Source organism: Janthinobacterium sp. SUN073 (assembly GCF_030397665.1).
Lineage (GTDB): Bacteria > Pseudomonadota > Gammaproteobacteria > Burkholderiales > Burkholderiaceae_D > Janthinobacterium.
This window is the reverse complement of the sequence record NZ_JAPUBT010000001.1, coordinates 1,377,298-1,395,910: the sequence shown is the minus strand read 5'-3', so window position 1 is coordinate 1,395,910 and position 18,613 is coordinate 1,377,298. Positions and strand designations below refer to the sequence as shown.

Annotated in this window: 18 protein-coding genes; 8 read left to right on the top strand and 10 right to left on the bottom strand. The window is 62.0% G+C overall.

Annotated elements, in window-relative coordinates; all coding sequences use genetic code 11:
• Positions 1 to 88 precede the first annotated feature (88 nt).
• Positions 89 to 538, bottom strand: a complete 450-nt coding sequence (locus tag O0882_RS06300; protein ID WP_046684332.1) for a glycine zipper 2TM domain-containing protein — start codon at positions 536 to 538, stop codon at positions 89 to 91.
• Positions 539 to 688: 150 nt separating this feature from the next.
• Positions 689 to 1,117: an Mpo1-like protein gene (locus O0882_RS06295; protein WP_289946198.1), complete on the bottom strand. Its 429-nt coding sequence runs from the start codon at positions 1,115 to 1,117 to the stop codon at positions 689 to 691.
• 91 nt (positions 1,118 to 1,208) lie between these two features.
• On the opposite strand from O0882_RS06295, the gene O0882_RS06290 reads away from it, so the two are divergent.
• Positions 1,209 to 1,751 (top strand): DNA-deoxyinosine glycosylase, encoded by a 543-nt coding sequence (locus O0882_RS06290; RefSeq protein ID WP_289946196.1) that lies wholly within the window; start codon positions 1,209 to 1,211, stop codon positions 1,749 to 1,751.
• 14 nt (positions 1,752 to 1,765) lie between these two features.
• Here O0882_RS06290 and O0882_RS06285 read toward each other — a convergent pair whose 3' ends face one another.
• Both O0882_RS06285 and O0882_RS06280 read right to left on the bottom strand, forming a co-directional pair.
• A complete protein-coding gene (locus tag O0882_RS06285) occupies positions 1,766 to 2,974 on the bottom strand; it encodes a hypothetical protein (protein WP_289946194.1) in 1,209 nt (402 codons plus the stop codon).
• A gap of 106 nt (positions 2,975 to 3,080) precedes the next feature.
• Positions 3,081 to 3,947 carry an HDOD domain-containing protein gene (locus O0882_RS06280; RefSeq protein WP_100874542.1) on the bottom strand — a complete coding sequence of 289 codons (867 nt, stop codon included), beginning with the start codon at positions 3,945 to 3,947 and terminating at the stop codon, positions 3,081 to 3,083.
• Positions 3,948 to 4,223: 276 nt separating this feature from the next.
• On the opposite strand from O0882_RS06280, the gene O0882_RS06275 reads away from it, so the two are divergent.
• Entirely contained in the window at positions 4,224 to 4,802 is a 579-nt protein-coding gene (locus tag O0882_RS06275) for a DNA-3-methyladenine glycosylase (protein ID WP_289946193.1), read from the top strand.
• A gap of 8 nt (positions 4,803 to 4,810) precedes the next feature.
• Here the strand turns inward: O0882_RS06275 and O0882_RS06270 are convergent, their stop codons facing one another.
• A complete protein-coding gene (locus O0882_RS06270) occupies positions 4,811 to 6,517 on the bottom strand; it encodes a methyl-accepting chemotaxis protein (RefSeq protein ID WP_289946191.1) in 1,707 nt (568 codons plus the stop codon).
• A gap of 68 nt (positions 6,518 to 6,585) precedes the next feature.
• On the bottom strand, positions 6,586 to 7,044 hold the full coding sequence (locus O0882_RS06265) for a cache domain-containing protein (protein WP_071075415.1): 459 nt from the start codon (positions 7,042 to 7,044) through the stop codon (positions 6,586 to 6,588).
• A 284-nt stretch (positions 7,045 to 7,328) separates the two neighbouring features.
• Here O0882_RS06265 and O0882_RS06260 point away from each other — a divergent pair, with 284 nt between their 5' ends.
• From O0882_RS06260 to O0882_RS06240, 5 genes are all read left to right on the top strand, one after another.
• Positions 7,329 to 8,693 (top strand): lysine 2,3-aminomutase, encoded by a 1,365-nt coding sequence (locus tag O0882_RS06260; RefSeq protein ID WP_289946189.1) that lies wholly within the window; start codon positions 7,329 to 7,331, stop codon positions 8,691 to 8,693.
• A 2-nt stretch (positions 8,694 to 8,695) separates the two neighbouring features.
• Positions 8,696 to 10,042 carry an MFS transporter gene (locus O0882_RS06255; protein WP_289946186.1) on the top strand — a complete coding sequence of 449 codons (1,347 nt, stop codon included), beginning with the start codon at positions 8,696 to 8,698 and terminating at the stop codon, positions 10,040 to 10,042.
• Positions 9,987 to 10,835: a fumarylacetoacetate hydrolase family protein gene (locus O0882_RS06250; protein ID WP_289946184.1), complete on the top strand. Its 849-nt coding sequence runs from the start codon at positions 9,987 to 9,989 to the stop codon at positions 10,833 to 10,835. Before O0882_RS06255 ends, O0882_RS06250 begins: the two co-directional genes overlap by 56 nt.
• Positions 10,835 to 11,401 carry a carboxymuconolactone decarboxylase family protein gene (locus O0882_RS06245; protein WP_289946183.1) on the top strand — a complete coding sequence of 189 codons (567 nt, stop codon included), beginning with the start codon at positions 10,835 to 10,837 and terminating at the stop codon, positions 11,399 to 11,401. Before O0882_RS06250 ends, O0882_RS06245 begins: the two co-directional genes overlap by 1 nt.
• Before the next feature lie 95 nt (positions 11,402 to 11,496).
• Complete coding sequence (locus tag O0882_RS06240; protein ID WP_289946181.1) at positions 11,497 to 13,050, top strand: S1C family serine protease; 1,554 nt, start codon at positions 11,497 to 11,499, stop codon at positions 13,048 to 13,050.
• 56 nt (positions 13,051 to 13,106) lie between these two features.
• Here O0882_RS06240 and O0882_RS06235 read toward each other — a convergent pair whose 3' ends face one another.
• The 3 genes from O0882_RS06235 to yjgA all read right to left on the bottom strand — a co-directional run bounded on the left by O0882_RS06235 (position 13,107) and on the right by yjgA (position 15,109).
• On the bottom strand, positions 13,107 to 13,775 hold the full coding sequence (locus O0882_RS06235) for an alpha/beta hydrolase (RefSeq protein ID WP_289946179.1): 669 nt from the start codon (positions 13,773 to 13,775) through the stop codon (positions 13,107 to 13,109).
• The gene (mog, locus tag O0882_RS06230; RefSeq protein ID WP_289946177.1) at positions 13,772 to 14,401 is read right to left on the bottom strand and encodes a molybdopterin adenylyltransferase; all 630 of its coding nucleotides are present in this window, start codon (positions 14,399 to 14,401) and stop codon (positions 13,772 to 13,774) included. The genes O0882_RS06235 and mog overlap by 4 nt, the downstream gene beginning before the upstream one ends.
• Before the next feature lie 111 nt (positions 14,402 to 14,512).
• Positions 14,513 to 15,109, bottom strand: a complete 597-nt coding sequence (gene yjgA, locus O0882_RS06225) for a ribosome biogenesis factor YjgA (RefSeq protein ID WP_289946173.1) — start codon at positions 15,107 to 15,109, stop codon at positions 14,513 to 14,515.
• A gap of 92 nt (positions 15,110 to 15,201) precedes the next feature.
• Between yjgA and pmbA the strand changes: the two genes are divergently transcribed.
• Positions 15,202 to 16,554 (top strand): metalloprotease PmbA, encoded by a 1,353-nt coding sequence (gene pmbA / locus O0882_RS06220; RefSeq protein WP_289946171.1) that lies wholly within the window; start codon positions 15,202 to 15,204, stop codon positions 16,552 to 16,554.
• 62 nt (positions 16,555 to 16,616) lie between these two features.
• Here the strand turns inward: pmbA and O0882_RS06215 are convergent, their stop codons facing one another.
• On the bottom strand, positions 16,617 to 18,347 hold the full coding sequence (locus O0882_RS06215; RefSeq protein ID WP_289946169.1) for a methyl-accepting chemotaxis protein: 1,731 nt from the start codon (positions 18,345 to 18,347) through the stop codon (positions 16,617 to 16,619).
• Positions 18,348 to 18,613: the final 266 nt, after the last annotated feature.

Here is an 18,613-nt window from a genome sequence, read left to right as displayed (position 1 = left end):
TGTGACCGCTGTGATTGCCATCTGGCTGCACCCGTCTGCCTTGCTCGCTGCCGGCGCATTCGGCTGAGCGCATGCGCCGGCAAGCAGATCAATGCGTGACGCGGGTCTTGCGGCCATCCGACAGCAGGCGCACGCGTTCGCCCGGGCGGAACAGTTCGTCCGCATCCTGCACGATGGCGCGCATATCGCCATTGTCCAGGCGCACGGTGATTTCCAGGCCGGGCTTGTTCGAGGCATTCGCTTCGATGCTCTTGCCGGCCATGCCGCCGGCAACCGCGCCGAGGATGCTGGCCGCGATGGCGCCCTTGCCGCCGCCGACTGCCGAGCCGGCCACGCCTCCCAGTGCCGCGCCAGCCAGCACGCCCGTGCCCGTTTCGCCCTTGTCGATGGTGACTTGGCGCACGGATTCAACCGTACCCATGCGAACCGATTGTTCATTCTGCGCCTGGCGCGCGTTGTACACATTCGCCGAGTTCGGTTGTACGGCGCAGCCGGCCAGGGTGGCGAGCAATGCCACTGCAATAATTGGTGCTTTCATGTAGGACTCCCTTGGACAAAAGTTAGTTGCCGATTGCGTCGACCGGCAGTAAAGATGCTGACTTATCATAAGGACACTTGCCTCAGATAACTAGTTGCGAATAGTAAAAATCTGTTACCGGTTCCGCGTGACCAAGGGACCACCTGCCGCTCAATACGCCAGCCGCAGGCGCCGGTATAAAAATCCCAGCACGAACAGCGGACCCACCAGTAAAAAGCGCACATCGTCGAGGAACGACGGTTTCTTGCCTTCGATCTGGTGGCCGATGAACTGGCCGATCCAGGCCAGCACGAACAGCGCCAGCGACACGGGCAGGATGGTCAGCGCCGGCATGAGCAGCAGCAGGCCCAGCATGATGGCCAGCATGAGCAGCATGCCTGCCGCAAACGGACGCGACAGCTTGTAATAATAGTATAAGGCGAGAACACTGCCGAGCAGCGCCACGCTGGGATGCGCGCTCCACAGCAGCCCCAGCAGACTGAAAACGATCAGCGGCACGCACACGATGTGCACCCATTCATTGACGTGGTTGCGGTGGCTTTCGCCATACTGGGCCAGCAGGGTGTCGATGGTGCGCATGGGCGGTCTCTTGTGTGGGGTTGTCCGGGAATTCTACACCGTCGCGTGGCCGGGTAAAATGATCCTTCATCTTCCCTTCCGGACATTTCATTTGATTAGCCCAGTCCTCCTGCCAGACGAAAGCGCCGACCCGCTTAAACGCTGTTTCGATCCCGTCGTCGACGCCGATACGCGCTTGCTGATACTGGGCAGCCTGCCCGGCGAAAAATCGCTGGCGCACAGCCAGTACTATGCGCATCCGCAAAACAAGTTCTGGCGGCTGCTGGGCGAGGTGCTGGGTGTGGAGTTGACCAGCCTGCCCTATGAGGCGCGGTTGAGCACCTTGCTGGCGCACGGCGTGGGCCTGTGGGACGTGGTGGCGCAGGCGCAGCGCGCGGGCAGCCTGGACAGCAATATCCGCTTCCGCGACGACAACGATCTGGTGGCCCTGGCCGCCAGCCTGCCACGGCTGCAGACGATCGCCTTCAACGGCGGCACGGCGGCGAAGCTGGGCATCAAGGTGCTGGGCGAGCACGCGCAGCGCTACCGCATCGTCAGCTTGCCGTCGAGCAGCCCCGCCTACACCTTGGCGTATGCGCAGAAATTGCAGGCATGGCTGTCGCTGCGTGGCCAACAGGAGCTGGCCGCGCACTGATTATGTCGCCGGTTTTACGCCGGCGCGTACGGCTGTGCTTCCAGCGGCTGTCCCTTGGCATCAAACTTCAGCGCCACGGACAGTTGCGTCACGCCGATGGTGGCCAGCGCATCGCAGATATCGTCGACTTCGTCCTGCAGGTCGGCAGCCAGGTCCAGCGGCTTGTCGGCGCTGTGCAGCAGCTCGCCGCCCGCCGTGCTGACATTGACGCGCAACAGCATTTCGCCGTGTTCATCGGCCGGGCCGACGACCACCGACACATCCGCGGCATCCACCTTGTTTTCCGCCAGCGCGTGGTTGATGCCGGACATCATCTGCAGCATCGCATACTCGCTCATGCCTTGTTCCTTGCCACCGTGGAACAGATCCTGGTACAAAAAGCTCACTTCCAGCGCGCTGGCGGCCGGTGCCAGGCAGCGTTTCACCAGGTCGCCCACTTCCGTCGTCCACTGCTGGTAGCGGGCCATGCGCGCGTCGAACCAGGCGTCGAGTGCCGCTTCATCCTTCGGTTCCGCATAGAAAGGGTCGTCCACGCGCTTCAAGGCAAAGCCCAGCAGGAAGCGCAGTTCGATGGCCGTGTCTTGCGGGCCGAACGCCGTTTCGCTCCAGCCGACGATGCTGCTTTCCAGGCCCGGCGTGGCGACGATTTTCTTGTCCGTTATCGACGAGTACGCATCGCGCACCATCTCGTGCAAATGGCTATACGTGATGCGGTCGATTTCATCGAGGTCGTAGGCATGGCTCATCAAGACCACCTTGGCCTTGGCGCTTTCCAGCTGTGCCTGTTGAAAACTCTTCACCAGCGCTTCGAACGCGTCCTGGTCCTGGAAACTGTCCGCTTCCCGCAGGCCGCCCGTGCTTTGCACCAGCAGCGGTACGACAAAAGCGTTGATTTCCATGGCCGGGGCATTGTCGCGGCGGATCGTCACGACGGACGCGGCTTCCTCGATATGGCTGCGCAGGTACTGGTAGGCGCCCACGTCTTCGTACTTGGCGCGCTCGATGGCGTCGTACAGGATTTCATCCTTCTTTTGATTCAAGGCCTTGCGGATCAGGCGGCCGAATTCGACGGCTTGCTCGGCCAGCACCGTGCCCTGCGATTCGCTGTCTTCCTGCTCCGCCAGGTTCAGGGCCATCGTGCACAGCATGCGCGTGACGGACTCATCCTTGTCTTCAGGCGTGTTGGCGGATTTACGGGGGACAGGGCGCTTATTTTTGGGCATGGCGATCAACAGGTTAAGAAATACAGGTCAGGCAAACGGAAACGGGCGCCATGGCTCTGCCAGGCGCCGGGACGGATCATACAGGCGGACGCGGCCGCCTGATACCTCAATGGTCGGTATCGAACATCTCGTGCAACTCGTCGAGCAGGTCAGCGGCTTCTTCCTGCGACAGGCCGAGATGTTGACAGGCAAGTTCGCCGCCCTTGTCCCACTCCAGCGAGGTACTGTTGCCATGGTAGCGCTGAATGCCCTTTTCGGCCAGCAGCGACAGGGCGACGAGCGAGCGGATGGCGTCGTCCGTGGACGGGTCCGCCAGCACCGTGTAGTCGTGGTGGTGCAAAATCGCCCAGGAGACATCGGAAGACAGGCCCCAGTTGCGCGCCAGCAAGCAGCCGATGGCCGCGTGGTTGGTCTGGTGGCGCGCGTCTTCCAGTGACGTAAAACAATTGTGTGCATCGTTGGCCGCCGCCGCGTACGTCTTGACGTAGTCGGGAAAGCGGTTCATCAGCAGGGGCACGCCGATATCGCAGAACAGGCCGAAGGTGTGGGCGATGTCGGGCGGGGCGATGCGCAGCTTGCGCGAGGTAAATACCAGGGCGCGCGCGCGCTTGGCCGACACGTCCCAGAAGTTGGTCAGTTCCACGCCTTCCGCTTCCAGCGCCTGGCGCGCCAGCAAGCCCGTCATCATGGCGCTGCACTGGTTGATGCCGAGAAAGTTGATGCCTTGCTCGACGGATTTGGCCTTGCGCGCGGCGCCATAGAACGGCGAATTGGCCAGTTTCAGCAGGGCGCCGGACATGCCGACATCGTCGGCGATGATGCGCGCGATGCGCCGCGGCGACGGGTCCTGCTCCGCCAGTTCGCGCTGCAAGTCGACCAGCAGGCTGGGACGCGGCGGAATGCGGATGGAACGCATCAAGGCGTCAACCGGATCTTCCTGCACTACCTGCTTTTGCGCTGCCGCTCTCATCATCATTGTCTTGCCCGCTGGTTATTCGGTCGTGCGCTGCGCACGGACGGCCTCATGGACGCCTTGTGCAATGCCCGATGATTATCCCTGTTTATGCATGGCAATAGTTCATCTCTACAATAGATTGTGGAAAAATTCCTGTTTTTGCCGTGATTGCCACCGATGTTGCTCATTTGGCCACGCAATCAGCCCCTGTTTTTATGGTGAAAAAAGTAAGATGTATTTGTTTTTAAGGCAGCAGCCGGTGCGTGCGGGCAAGCGTGGCGCTACAATTGCCGCATGAAAAAACTCCTGGCCGGTATCGATTTTGCGGACGATTCCAGCAGCGTGGCGCGCCAGCTGATCGGCGTGACCGTGCTGGTCGACGGCGTGGGCGGGCGCATCGTGGAAACGGAAGCGTATGACCGGCTGGACCCCGCTTCGCACACGTATGGCGGCATGACGCCGCGCAATGCGGCCATGTTTGGCCCGCCCGCGCACGCTTATGTCTACCGTTCCTACGGCATCCACTGGTGTTTGAACTTTGTGTGCCGCGAAGCGGGCCATGGAGCGGGTGTGCTGATCCGCGCCATCGAGCCGCTGGCGGGCATTGATGCCATGCGCGAGCGGCGCGGCGTCGAGGAACTGCGGCTGCTGTGTTCTGGCCCGGGCAAGGTGTGCCAGGCGCTCGGCGTGAGCCATCTGCAGAACCGGCTGGCGCTCGATGCGCCACCGTTCACGCTGCTGGCCCGCGAGGAAGAGTTTGCTGTGCAGGCGGGCCCGCGCATCGGCATTTCCAGGGCGATGGACACGCCGTGGCGCTTCGTGCTGGCCGGCTCGCCCTACCTCAGTAAAACGATGCGCGCGCCTGTCAGCTAGTTACCTCGCTAGCCGCGCCGGCGCTGCGGCGCATCCTTGGCGCCGCGCAGGCCGGGCATGCCGCGCAGCGGGCTGTGCAGAGCCCGCCTATCCTTGCCTTCTCCCTTGACTGGGCTGGCCGGATGCTGGAATGCCTCGTCTCCGCTGTGGCCGGCCGGCGTAGCGGGGCGCTCGTCCAGGGTGAACACGGCCACGGCCGCCGACAATTTGACGGCCTGGTCCTGCAAACTGGCCGCCGCTGCCGCTGCCTGTTCCACCAGGGCCGCATTTTGCTGGGTGACGTCATCCATTTGCGTGACGGCCTGGTTCACTTCCGTAATACCCGACGCCTGCTCGGCGCTGGCTTCTTTTACACGCTGGATGATTGCATTGACTTGCTGCACCGAGGCCACGATGGCGCCCATGCTGTCGCCCGCTTGCTGCACGGCCACGCTGCCGCCATCGATGGTAGTGACCGAGGTGGCGATCAGGGTCTTGATTTCCCTGGCCGCCTGCGCCGAGCGTTGCGCCAGGGTGCGCACTTCGGACGCCACCACGGCAAAGCCGCGGCCTTGCTCGCCCGCGCGCGCCGCTTCCACCGCGGCGTTCAGCGCGAGGATATTGGTCTGGAAGGAAATACCATCGATCACGCCGATAATATCCACGATCTGGCGCGAATTGGCGCGTATCGTCGCCATCGTCGTCACCGCCTGCTGCATCGACTCTCCCCCTTGCACGGCCAGGGTGGAGGCTTGCCCCGCCAGCTCGCAGGCCAACTGGGCGTTGTCGGCGTTGTCATTGACGGCTTGCGTCAGCGCTTCCATGGCGCTCGACGTTTCTTCCAGCGAACTGGCTTGCATTTCCGTGCGCGCCGAGAGATCCAGGTTGCCGGTGGCAATTTCGCGCGACGCCGTGTCGATCGATTGCACGGCGCCCATGATGGTGCGCAAGGTCTGGTTCAGGTGGGCGATGGTCTGGTCCAGCACGCGCGAGGTGGCGGCGATCTCGTCATTGCCCTGCTTGGGCGCACCGGCGATCAGCTTGCCCGCCGCCAGGTCTTGCACGGCGTCAGCGATGCCGCGGATTTCCACCAGCATGGCGCGCCGCACCAGCATGGTCACCACGATGGAGGCCAGGATGGAGAGCATGACGGTCAGCAGCAGGCTCCAGCCCAGGCTGCGAAACTCGGCGCTGGCCGTCGCATGGGCCTGGCTGCTGAGCGTCGTTTCCAGGGCCGACAGCTGCGCCAGCTGCATATTGAACTGGCCGAATTGCGTTTCCGCCTTGAGCATGGAATTGGTGGCGATCGACTGGTCCATCTGCGCCATTTCCATGGTTTCCAGCACGGCCTTGCGATAGCCGGCCAGGGCCGTGATGGCGGCATCGACCAGGCTGCGTTCGGCACCCGTGGCGGTGGAACGCAGCGTGGCCAGCTGGGTGCCGATGGCCGCGTGACGCGCCTTGATTTGTTGTTCCAGCGCGTCGATGCGGGCCTTGGCGAAACTGCCATTCGTCCACGACAGCAATTGGTACATATTGCCGTGTACGTGTTTAGCCTCGCCGACGACGTCGGCGGCCGCTTTCAGATGCGCGATGCGCACCAGCACCATGTTTTCCAGCGAGGTATTTTGCCGCACCATGCCATACCAGGCGCCGCTCGAGCTGAGTATCAGCAGCAGCAGGACCAGGGCGGGCGCCAGCAATAATTTTGGTCCGATGCGTAATTGATTGAGCATGCTTGACTCCTGGCTATGGCTGTTCCAACCGCAGGCGGCGCACGGCGTTCGTGTGCGCCGCCGTTGCCTTATTTTTTGTAGATCCCCGCTTCCAGCACCACGTCGTTGACGCGCAGGATGTATGTGGTCTTCGGCTCGATCTTGCCGCTGGTGGGATTCTTGTACTGGTAGTCGACCCAGCCCTTGCCCTGCTTTTGCGCCAGCTCAATAATTTCACGGCGATATTTCTTGCCATTCGCATCAGGAACATCCGTCAAATCCTTGCCCACGATGGAAGGATTGATGGGGTGGGCCAGCACGATGCCCGTCTTGATGTCACGCATGTCCACATACAGCGAGCCCTGCACGAAGTCGGGGTCTTTCGCCGTGATTTTCTTCATCATTTCTTCCTTGCCATGCGCCTTCATGAAGGCGGCGCCCCGTTCGGCCATGGCGATGGCGTCTTTTTCCGTTGGTTCGACGGCGGCATTGACGCTGCCGCCGGCAAAGGCCAGGCACAGCAGGCTACCCGTGAATAAGCGTTTCATGACAGCTCCTTGTGAGAATCGAGGGATGTGTTGCACAGCCGTAATTTACGTCGTCGAGGGTCCCATCAAATTGCGATGGAACAAACTAAGGTGTTGCTTGTAGGCAGCGAGCAACGTATCGGAATGCTTGTTGATGTGTAGCAATTTGGTTCTTTATGGCAAGAATTATGATGACTTTCACAGCATGCCGAGCTGGCATGGCCTGTGGGAGAAAGAGGCTGGAATTGGCCGATATAGGGTCAATTTCATGAAAGTTATCGCTATTTATTGGCAAGGAGCCGATCGTGTCCGCACTCATTACCGAGCCGTTTTCACCCAAGTTCAAGCCGTATACGCGGCAAACCATTCATCAGGCGCGGCAGTGGGAATGGCTGCCGGAAGAGCAACGTGTAGCCGTGCAAGTGGTGTCGCACGTCTTGCCGTTTCGCACCAACGCCTATGTGCTTGACCAGCTGATCGACTGGAACAACATTCCTGACGACCCCATCTACCGCCTCGTCTTTCCCCACCGCGACATGCTGCCGCCGGAGCAGTATGCGCACCTGCGCGACCTGGTGCTGGTGCAGCGGGACAAGGCTGCCATCGATGCCTATGTGCATGGTATCCGCCTGGGCATGAATCCCCATCCGGCCGGGCAGATGACGCATAACGTGCCGAAAGTCAACGATGCACCCGTGCGCGGCCTGCAGCATAAATATGCGCAAACGGTGCTGTTTTTCCCCAGCGCCGGCCAGACGTGCCACGCGTATTGCACCTTCTGCTTCCGCTGGCCCCAGTTCGTCGGCATGGATGACATGAAATTCGATGCGCGCGAGTCGCATGAGCTGGCCGCCTACCTGAAATTGCATCCGGAAGTGACGGATGTGCTGATCACGGGCGGCGACCCGATGATCATGAACACGCGGCAACTGGCCGCCTACCTGGAGCCGCTGCTGGCGCCGGGCCTGGAACACATCCAGAACATTCGCATCGGCACCAAGGCGGTGGCGTATTGGCCGCAGCGTTTTGTCTCCGACCGCGATGCGGACGATTTGCTGCGCCTGTTCGAGCGCATCGTCAAGGCGGGCAAGAACCTGGCCGTGATGGGCCATTACAGCCATGCCGTCGAGTTGCGCCAGGATATCGCCCAGCAAGCGGTGAAACGCATCGTCTCCACGGGCGCCACCTTGCGCATGCAGGGGCCGCTGATCCGCCATATCAATGAAGATCCGGCTAGCTGGGCCGAGCTGTGGCAGACGGGCACGCGCCTGGGAGCGATTCCGTATTACATGTTTGTCGAACGGGACACGGGGCCGCGCGGCTATTTCGAATTGCCGCTGGCGAAGGCACATGAAATCTTCCAGGCCGCCTACCAGATGGTGTCCGGCCTGTCGCGCACGGTGCGCGGGCCCTCCATGAGCGCGTTTCCCGGCAAGATCGTTATCGATGGCATCGTCAGCATCAATGGCGAAAAACTGTTTGCCCTGCAATTTTTGCAGGCGCGCAATCCGGATTGGGTGCGCCGGCCTTTTTATGCGAAGTTCGATGCGGAAGCGACGTGGATGGACGATTTAAAGCCCGCATTCGGCCACGATAAATTTTTCTTCGAGACGGATGAACCTGTGCCGCAGTTGCCGCATAAAATCATCCGCCTGGCACAGGCCGCCTGAGCATGCACGGCGCCGGCGCCTCTTCCCGTTCCGGCGTAGCCGTGTTTTGCCTGGTGTTCCTGCCGTTCGCGCTGGGGCATTACCTGTCGTGCCTGCTGCGCGGCGTGAATGCCGTGCTGACGGCGGAATTGCTGGGCACCATCGCCCTGACGCCAGCGCAGCTGGGCCTGCTGACCAGCGCCTTTTTTCTCGCCTTTGCGCTGGTGCAACTGCCGATCGGCATGGCGCTCGACCGTTACGGCCCCCGCACGGTGCAACTGTGGCTGCTGGCGCTGGCGGCTCTGGGTGTATGGCTGTTCAGCCGGGGCCACAGCTTTGCCGAGCTGATGTGGGCACGCGCCCTGATGGGGGCAGGCCTGGGCGGCTGTTTCATGGCCGCCGTGAAAGCGATCTCGTGCGCCGTCGCGCCCGCGCGCCTGCCTTCCGTGCATGGTTACCTGATCGCCGTGGGCGGCCTGGGCGCGGCCACCGCCACCATACCCGTCAAGCTGGCCCTGCACTACACGGACTGGCGCGGCGTGTTCCTGGGCCTGGCGCTGGCGGCACTGGCCATCGGCGTGCTGATCCGCCTGCTGTCGCCGGCCATGCCCAGGCCCGCCACCGCGCACTCGGTGAGCAAGGTCAGCGTCTGGAGCGTGTACCGCGATCCCGGTTTTCGCCGCACCATCGCGCTGATCCTGCTGCCGCACACGGTGTTCTTTGGCGTGCAGGGCTTGTGGGTGGGACGCTGGCTGGCCGACGTGGGCGGCATGTCCGACGATAGCGTGGCGTATCTGTTGTACCTGGGCATGGCGGCCGTCATCTTTGGCGCCATCGGCATGGGCATGCTGACGGAGTGGGCCGGGCGGCGCGGTATTGCACCCATGCAAGTGGCGGGCGCCGGCATCGTCCTGTTTGTCGCCGTGCAAGTGGCGATGGCGTGTAACGTCGTGCCCAGCCTGCCCATGCTGTCCGTGCTGTTTACCTTGCTGGGCACGGTGACTGGCCTCGAGTATGCGATCGTCGCGCAAAGCATGCCGGCCAGCCTGACGGGCAGGGCGGCTACTTGCCTCAATTTGCTCATTTTCACGGGCGCTTTCCTGGTGCAGGCGGGCTTTGGCCTGATCCTCGGCTGCTGGCCCCTGAACAGCTTGCAGCAGTATCCGCCGCAAGCGTATCAGGTGGCGTTTGGCGTGCTGGCGGCCTTGCAGCTGCCGGGACTTGCGATGTTTTTCATTCGCCGCTACAGGCGTGCCGGGCCATCCGGTAAAATGGCAGCCTGCACAGCGGCAATGATCAACTCCAAGGAAGACTATGAAACTCGTTCGTTATGGACGTCCAGGCAAGGAAAAACCGGGCCTGATCGATGAAGAAGGCAAACTGCGCGACCTGTCCGGCGTGATTGCCGATATTGACGGCGCACAACTGTCCGACAAGGCCTTGCGCAAGCTGGCCAAGCTGGACGAAAAGACGCTGCCCCTGGTGCGCGGCAATCCCCGCTTCGGCGTGCCGCTGGCGAAAGTCGGCAAGTTCATCGGTATCGGCCTCAATTACGCGGATCACGCAGCCGAGGCCGGCATGCCGATTCCCGCCGAACCCATCGTCTTCATGAAGGCGATCACTTGTCTGAATGGCCCGGACGACAATGTCGTGTTGCCGAAAGGCTCGAAAAAGACGGACTGGGAAGTGGAGCTGGGCGTCGTCATCGGCACGCGCGCACAGTACGTGAGCGAAGAGGATGCCTTGAAATACGTGGCCGGCTATTGCGTCGTCAACGATATTTCCGAGCGCTCGTTCCAGCTGGAGCGGGGCGGTCAATGGGATAAGGGCAAGGGCTGCGACACCTTTGGCCCCATCGGCCCGTGGCTGGTGACGCGCGATGAAGTCATCGACGAGCAAGACCTGGACCTGTACCTGGAAGTGAACGGCAAGCGCATGCAGACCGGCAATACGCAAACCATGATCTTCACGGTGGCGCAGATCGTCAGCTACCTGTCGCAATTCATGACACTGGAACCGGGCGACGTCATCGCCACAGGCACGCCACCGGGCGTGGGTCAGGGCCGCAAGCCGCAGCGTTTCCTCAAAAAAGGCGACAGCATGCGCCTGGGTATCCCCGGCCTCGGCGAACAGCAGCAGGACGTGGTCGCCTGGACTGCCTGATGGCAGGGGGCGATATCGACCGTTTGCCCGCGCTGCCGCTGGACCTGCTCGACGCCCAGCAGCGTGCTGCCGCGCAAGCCATCATCGATGGTCCGCGCGGGGCGCTGTACGGCCCCTTCGTGCCGCTGATCCGCAGCCCCGAGCTGATGGAAACGGCGCAGCGCATGGGCGAGTACCTGCGCTACCGCAGCGCCATCGGTACGCGCTTGTCCGAGCTGGCCATCCTGGTGACGGCGCGGCAGTGGGACCAGCAGGTCGAGTGGGCCATCCACGCGCCGCTGGCCGTGCAGAACGGCATCGCGCAGGCGGCCGTGGACGCCATCGCCGCGCGGCGCGCGCCGCTTGCCCTGAAGGAAGACGAGCAAGCCGTGCACGACTTCTGCATCGAGTTGCAGCAGAACAAGCGCGTCAGCGATGCCACGTATGCACGCGCTCTGGCGCTGTTCGGCGAGCACGGCGTGGTCGACTTGATGGGCATCAACGGCTATTACACTTTCCTGGCCATGGTCATGAATGGGGCGCAGACGGCCGTGCCGGCATTGGGCGTGCCGCCCTTGCCCATCTGATTAGAATAGTTCTTCGGGCAAAGATGGACAAAGTGTAATGAAGTTGAAATTATTCAATATATAATTTTGCTTCCCTTCCATTGCCAACAAGCTCAATGAAAACTCGTCCGTGCTTCACCCTGATGGGCCGCGCCTTCCTGGCGCTGGCCCTTTCTTTTTCCCCCTTGATGACGCTGCGTGCGCTGGCCGCCGAGACCACTGCTGGCGCCAGCGCTTCCGCCCTGGAAAATTCCGTCGTCAAGGTGTTTTCCACCCTGCGCGGGCCGGACCCCTATAAACCCTGGAGCAAGGCCGCGCCGCAAGAGGTGACGGGCTCCGGCGTCGTCATCGAAGGCCGCCGCATCCTCACGAATGCGCACGTGGTCGGCTATGCCAGCCAGGTACAGATCCAGGCCAATGGCGCCGGCGACAAGATACCGGCGACCGTGCTGGCCATCTCGCGCGGCATGGACCTGGCCTTGCTGAAAATCGACGATGACAGTTTTTTCGCCAGCCATAAAGCCGTGCCGCGCGCGAATGTCTTGCCGGATGTGCGCGATGCCGTGCTGGCGTATGGCTATCCGACGGGCGGCACCTCGCTGTCGATCACCAAGGGCATCGTCTCGCGCATCGAATTCGTGCGCTACAACTTCCCCGTCTCGGGCTTGCGCATCCAGATCGATGCGGCCATCAACCCGGGCAATAGCGGCGGCCCCGTGATTGCGGGCGAGAAGATGATCGGCCTGGCCTTTGCCGGCATGCTCAATGCGCAAAACATCGGCTACATCATCCCCAACGAGGAAATCGAGCTGTTCCTGCGCGACCAGGAAAGTGGTGCGCCCAAGGGCAAGCCGGCCATGCGTGATGTGACGCAAACGCTGGAAAATCCCGCGCTGCGCACCTACCTGAAGCTGGCCAAGGGTGTCGAGGGCGCCGTCGTGATGACACCGGCCAGCAAGGACGCCGCCTATCCGCTCAAGGAGTGGGATGTCATCACGCATATCGGCGATTTTCCCATCGATAACCAGGGCATGGTCAAGCTGAATGCCAACAGCCGCGTGCGCTTCCAGTACCGGGTGCAGCAGCTGGCGAAAGACGGCGAATTGCCGTTGACGGTGGTGCGCCAGGGCGCACCCCTGAAAATCAAGGTACCCGTCTCGGCGGCGCACCCGATGCTCATCAGCGGCCTGCAGGGCAATTACCCATCCTATTTCATCTTTGGCCCGATGGTGTTTTCGCGCGCCAGCACGGAATTCATGGCCGCGCCAAATGGCAACCCGGCTATGTTGGGCGGCATGAGTTTTGCCGGCAACCCGCTGGTCACGCGGCGCGGCGATGCGCCCGATAGCGAGCGCGAAGAGCTGGTGGTGATCGCCGCGCCGTTCTTCCCGCACAAGCTGATGAATGGCTACAGTACCCGTTTCTTTTCGGTCGTCGATTCCGTCAATGGCGTGCGCGTGCGCAGCCTGGCGCACCTGGTGGCCTTGCTGCGCGACCAAACGGATGAATTGCTGACGTTCCGCTTCCAGCAGCGCGATGCGGAAATGGTCGTCGTGCCCCGCAAGGACATGCTGGCCGCGACGGAATCGGTGCTGACGGACAACGGCATCCGCTCGGAAGCATCGCCCGACATGTTGAAGATATGGAATGCAAAAACGCCGGCGAACTGATCGTTCCCGGCGTTCCGTACACTAACAGGCGCGGCGCATACCGCGCCTGTTTTATTTTAGGCCAGTACTTTTTTCAGCCACGCGCCGATGGCGTCGATCTCTTCCTGGCACAGCGAATGCTGCATCATGTACTCGTGCCATTCCACCTGGTAACCCATGCCGGTGAGCAAGTCGCGCGACTGCTGGGCGCGAGCGATCGGCACCACGGGGTCGGCCGTGCCGTGCGCCATGAAGATCGGTGTTTCCAGGCTGGCCGGCGTGCGCTCAAGCGCCGTCTTGTCGGCCAGCGGCAGGTAGCCGGACAGGCACATCAGGCCGGCCAGCGGTTCCGCGTGGCGCAAGCCCGTTTGCAGTGTCATGGCGCAGCCTTGCGAGAAGCCGGCCAGGATAATACGGCTGGCGGGAATGCCGCGCGCCTTTTCGCGCGCGATCAGGGCTTCGATCTGTGCCTGCGAGGCGCGCAAGCCGTTCTCATCTTCGCGGCGCACCAGGTCATTTTCGCGGATGTCGTACCAGGCGCGCATCACGTAGCCGTTGTTGATGGTGACGGGCATGGTGCCGGCGCTGGGGAAAATGAAGCGGATGGCGGGGCAGCCGCGCAGATCGAGTTCCTTCACCAGGGGCACGAAGTCGTTGCCGTCGGCGCCCAGGCCATGCATCCAGATGATGGAGACGGTGGGGTTCGGTGCGCTGTCGAGTTCGATGGTTTCCAGCAAGGTGCTCATGTATTTTCCTCAGGTAAAGGTTGCGCCGGACGCAGCGCCGATTTGGGACGGAAGGCCTTGCAGATGGCCGGGTCGGTTTCCATGTAGGGACCGCCGATGAGATCGATGCAATATGGCACGGCGGCAAAGATGCCGTTGACCAGTTGCACGCCGTTGGCATCTTTCAAGCCTTCCAGGGTTTCCTTGATGGCTTTCGGCTGGCCCGGCAAGTTCATGATCAGGCAAGCGCGCTCGGGCGTTTCGCGGATCACGGCCACCTGGCGCGACAGAATCGCCGTCGGCACGAATTGCAGGCTGATCTGGCGCATCTGTTCGCCGAAACCGGGCATTTCCTTGGTCCCGACGGACAAGGTCGCGTCCGGCGTCACGTCGCGCCGCGCCGGACCCGTGCCGCCCGTCGTCAGGATCAGATGGCAGTGGCTCAGGTCGACCATGTCGATCAGGGTGTTTTCAATTTGCGAGCGCTCGTCCGGGATCAGCCGTTTTTCCAGGCGGAAAGGCGTGCGAATGGCGGCGGACAGCCAGCTTTCCAGCGCGGGGATGCCCAGGTCTTCATACACGCCGCCGCTGGCGCGGTCCGAGATCGACACGAGGCCGATAATCAATTCGTCTTCTATCGTGGTCATGGGACACCTGTCTATGTCGTAAAAAAACCGGGCTGATCCCGGTTTTTGCCAACCCAAGTGCAAAAGCCGGGGTCGTACCCTCAGGGTACGACCCCAGTCTTTGGCTGGGGTTTATTCTTCGTCGGCTTCTGCGTCATCTTCGTCGGCATCTTTCTTGCCGCCATTTTTCTTCTTGGCGATCTCTTTCAAGATCTGGAAGATTTCACGGTAGGCTTTTGGCGGCTTGTTCTCGGCCTGCTCCTTGCGGGCATTGCGGATCAGGGTGCGCAGGTGCTGCACGTCCAGTTCCGGGTTTTCCGACAGCAAGACGGTCAGCGCCTTGTCGTCCGTCAAGAGTTTGTCGCGGCGGCGTTCCATCGCGTGCATATTGGCCGTGTCGGCTTTCGACAAGCCTTTCCAGCTATCGATGGTGCGTTGGATGGCGGCAACTTCTTCTTCATCCAGGGTACGCATTTTCTTGCCCACGTATTGCAGCTGGCGGCGGCGGCCTTCGTGATCCTTGATCTGCTGGCATTCGAGAATGGCGTCGCGCACGTCTTCCGGCATCGGGACGCGCTTGACGCGGTCGCGTGCTTCATTGACGAGTTCTTCGCCCAGCTTTTGCAGGACGGTCATCTGGCGCTTGAGTTCCGACTTCGACGGACGTTCATATTCCTGTTCGAATTCGGTGGATTGGAAGCCGCAAGCTCCCCGGTTTGGATTTGGCATGATAAGGCGGGATTGGCCGCGTAGGCCGCACCTGTAAACTGTAAACGACTGCTATGATACCCTTTTTAGCGGCTTTCCGAAGAAAACAGCGCATGAACGACTCCGTATTTACCCATAGTCAAGAGCAATTGCAGCAACTGGCCCGTGATGTGTTGTCTTTTGCGCGGGAAGCGGGCGGCACCGACGCAGCCGTCGAAGTCAGCGAAGGCGGTGGCTTGTCCGTTTCTGTACGAAAAGGCAAGATCGAGACGATCGAGCAAAACAAGGACAAGGGCATGGGGGTGACCGTGTTTGTCGGCAAGAAACGCGGCAATGCCAGCACCTCCGATTTCTCGCCATCGGCCCTGCGCGCCACGGTGGACGCCGCCTACAACATCGCCCGTTTCACGGCCGAGGACGATTGCGCGGGCCTGGCCGACGCCAACATGCTGGAAATGTCCCCCCGTGACTTGCAACTGTTCTATCCCTGGCTGATTTCCGCCGAGGAAGCCGTGGTGCTGGCCCAGCGGGCTGAAGCGGCCGCGTTTGCCGTCGACCCGCGCATCACGAACAGCGAAGGCGCGGGCGTGCACGTGCAGCAATCGCACTTTGTGTCCGCCAATTCGCGCGGCTTCATCGGCGGCTACCCATTCTCGCGCCACACCCTGTCCGTGGCGCCCATCGCCGGCAAGGGTGCGAAGATGCAGCGCGACGACTGGTATTCGTCCGTGCGCGACGCCTCGAAAATGTCGAGTCCGGAAGCCATCGGCCGCTACGCCGCGGAACGCGCCCTGTCGCGCCTGAACGCGCGCAAGCTGGGCACGCGCACCTGTCCCGTGCTGTTCGAGGCGCCGCTGGCGGCCGGTTTGCTGGGTACCTATGTGCAAGCGACCTCGGGCGGCGCCCTGTACCGAAAATCCACTTTCCTGAACGATTCCCTGGGCACGCAAGTGCTGCCGTCGCACGTGCAGATCTTCGAAGATCCGCACGTGATCGGCGGCGTCGGTTCCGCGCCATTCGACGAGGAAGGCGTGAAAACCGTCAGCCGCGACGTCGTCAAGGATGGCGTGGTGCAAGGCTATTTCCTGTCGACCTACACGGCCCGCAAGCTGGGCATGCAGACGACGGGCAACGCGGGCGGCTCGCACAATCTGTATCTGACCTCGTCCCAGACGGCCGCCACCGATGATTTCGTTGTCATGCTGAAAAAGCTGGGCACGGGCTTGCTGGTGACGGAACTGATGGGGCAAGGAACCAATTACGTGACGGGCGATTATTCGCGCGGCGCCTCCGGTTTCTGGGTGGAAAATGGCGTGATTCAGTATCCGGTGGAAGAAATCACCATCGCCGGCAACATGAAGGACATGCTGCGCAACATCGTCGCCGTGGGCGCCGACGTGCTGCGCCGCGGTACCAAAGAGACGGGTTCCATCCTCATCGAGAGCATGGTGGTGGCGGGCGGCTGAGTCGCAGGCCTATGGCGATGCGCCCGCTGCAAGCTGCTTGATGCCTTGCGGCAGGCGGTGCCTCAGTACTCTTCCCACTCGGTCTCGGCGACCGCGGCCTGTGCGACGACCTTGCCTGCTTTCCTGGCGGGTGCGGCAGTGGCAGTGGCAGTGGCTGTGGCAGTGACGCGTGGCGCGGCGGCAGGCTTGGCTGGCGCGCGGATGGCTGGCGCGCGGATGGCTGGAGCCGGAACCGGTGGCAGCGCTTGCATGCCGTCTAGCTTGAACACGCTGACGGCTTCGGCCAGGATGGCGGCCTGATCCTGCAACGCTTCGGACGCGGCTGCCGCTTCTTCCACGAGGGCGGCATTTTGCTGTGTCACAGCATCCATTTCCGTGATGGCCTGGTTGATCTGTTCAATCCCCGTTTCCTGCTCGTTGCTGGCGGACGTGATCTCGGCCATGATGTCCGTAACGCGCCGCACGCTGCTGACGATCTCTTGCATGGTGCTGCCGGCCTGGTTCACCAGGTTGCTGCCGAGATTAACCTGCTGCACGGAGTCGTCGATGAGGATCTTGATTTCCTTGGCGGCGGCGGCGGAGCGGTGAGCCAGGTTGCGCACTTCCGTGGCCACCACGGCAAAGCCGCGGCCCTGTTCGCCCGCCCTGGCCGCTTCCACGGCCGCATTCAGGGCCAGGATATTGGTCTGGAAGGCAATCCCATCGATGACGCCGATGATGTCGACGATTTTCTTCGACGAGGCATTGATCGTATCCATGGTCGTGATCACTTCCGCCACCACCTGGCCGCCTTTGCTGGCCACGCTGGAGGCCGATTGCGCCATCTGGTTGGCCTGGCGTGCGTTTTCGCCATTCTGCTTGACGGTCGACGTCAGTTCTTCCATCGACGATGCCGTTTCTTCCAGCGAGCTGGCTTGTTGCTCCGTGCGCGAGGACAAGTCCATATTGCCGGAGGCGATTTCACGCGAGCCATGGGCGATGGCATCCGTGCCATGACGCACGCGGGCCACGATGCCTTGCAGATTGTCGTTCATTTCTTTCAGGGCACGCAGCAGCAGGCCCGTTTCATCGGTGCCGCGCGCGTCGATGCTGCCCGACAGGTCGCCGGATGCCACGCGTTGCGCCACTTTGACAGCTTCGCCTATGGGCCGGCTGATGGAGCGGCTGATCAGGATGGCCAGGACGATGGCAATGAGCGTCGCGGCAATCGACAGGGACAGGGTCAGGATGATGGCCAGGCGCCCGTCGGCGAGGGCTTGCTTGCCGTCGGCTGCCATCAGCGATTCCTGGAAGCCGGCCATGGCCGCCAGCGCCGTCAAGAATTTTTCCTGCGGATAGCGCAGCTGCGTCAGCAGGAAGATGCCGGCCGTTTCGGTTTTCCCCTCTTGCAACAGTTTGATATTCGCATCGCGCGTCCTGGCATAGCTTTCGCGGCTGGTCATCACGGCCTGGAACAGTTCCTGGCCCTTGGGCGTGTTGATCAGGCTTTTCAGGCGCGCCAGCAGTTCCACGTTCTTTTTTACCGACGCCTGAATCTTGGTCACGGCACTGCTGACTTCGTCGGGATCGTTGGCGCCGATGATGGCGTTGCCCAGCAGGCGGGCCTGGATATTGATCTCGGACTGGATGGTATTGGACAGCATGACCTTGACATAGCGGTCATTGAGGATTTTTTCCGTCGAGGCATTGATGTTGCGGATGCGGCTCACGGAAACAAATGCCACCATGGCAAGCAGGATAATGATCAGGCCGAAACTGAAGGCCAGGCGGGTACTGATTTTGAGCTTAGACATGGGGCGGTCATCCTCGGCGAAAAGCGGAAAGAAAGCGTGCGCTGGGCATCTTCTAGAGGACAAGCGGCGTCCGTGCATGACGATGCTGATGCGGTCAGTTTGCGATACAGAATGCTAGCTCGGCAGGGATAGGGCCGTGGATGCGTATTTCCGGTGGCGGGAAGTCGTGGCGACCTGCCCGGCCGTATATTCTTGCGGGGCCGCGCAGCGTGGCACGGCCCGATTCTGATGAATAGTGTAGGACGATAATTTCTGGCAGGCAAGAT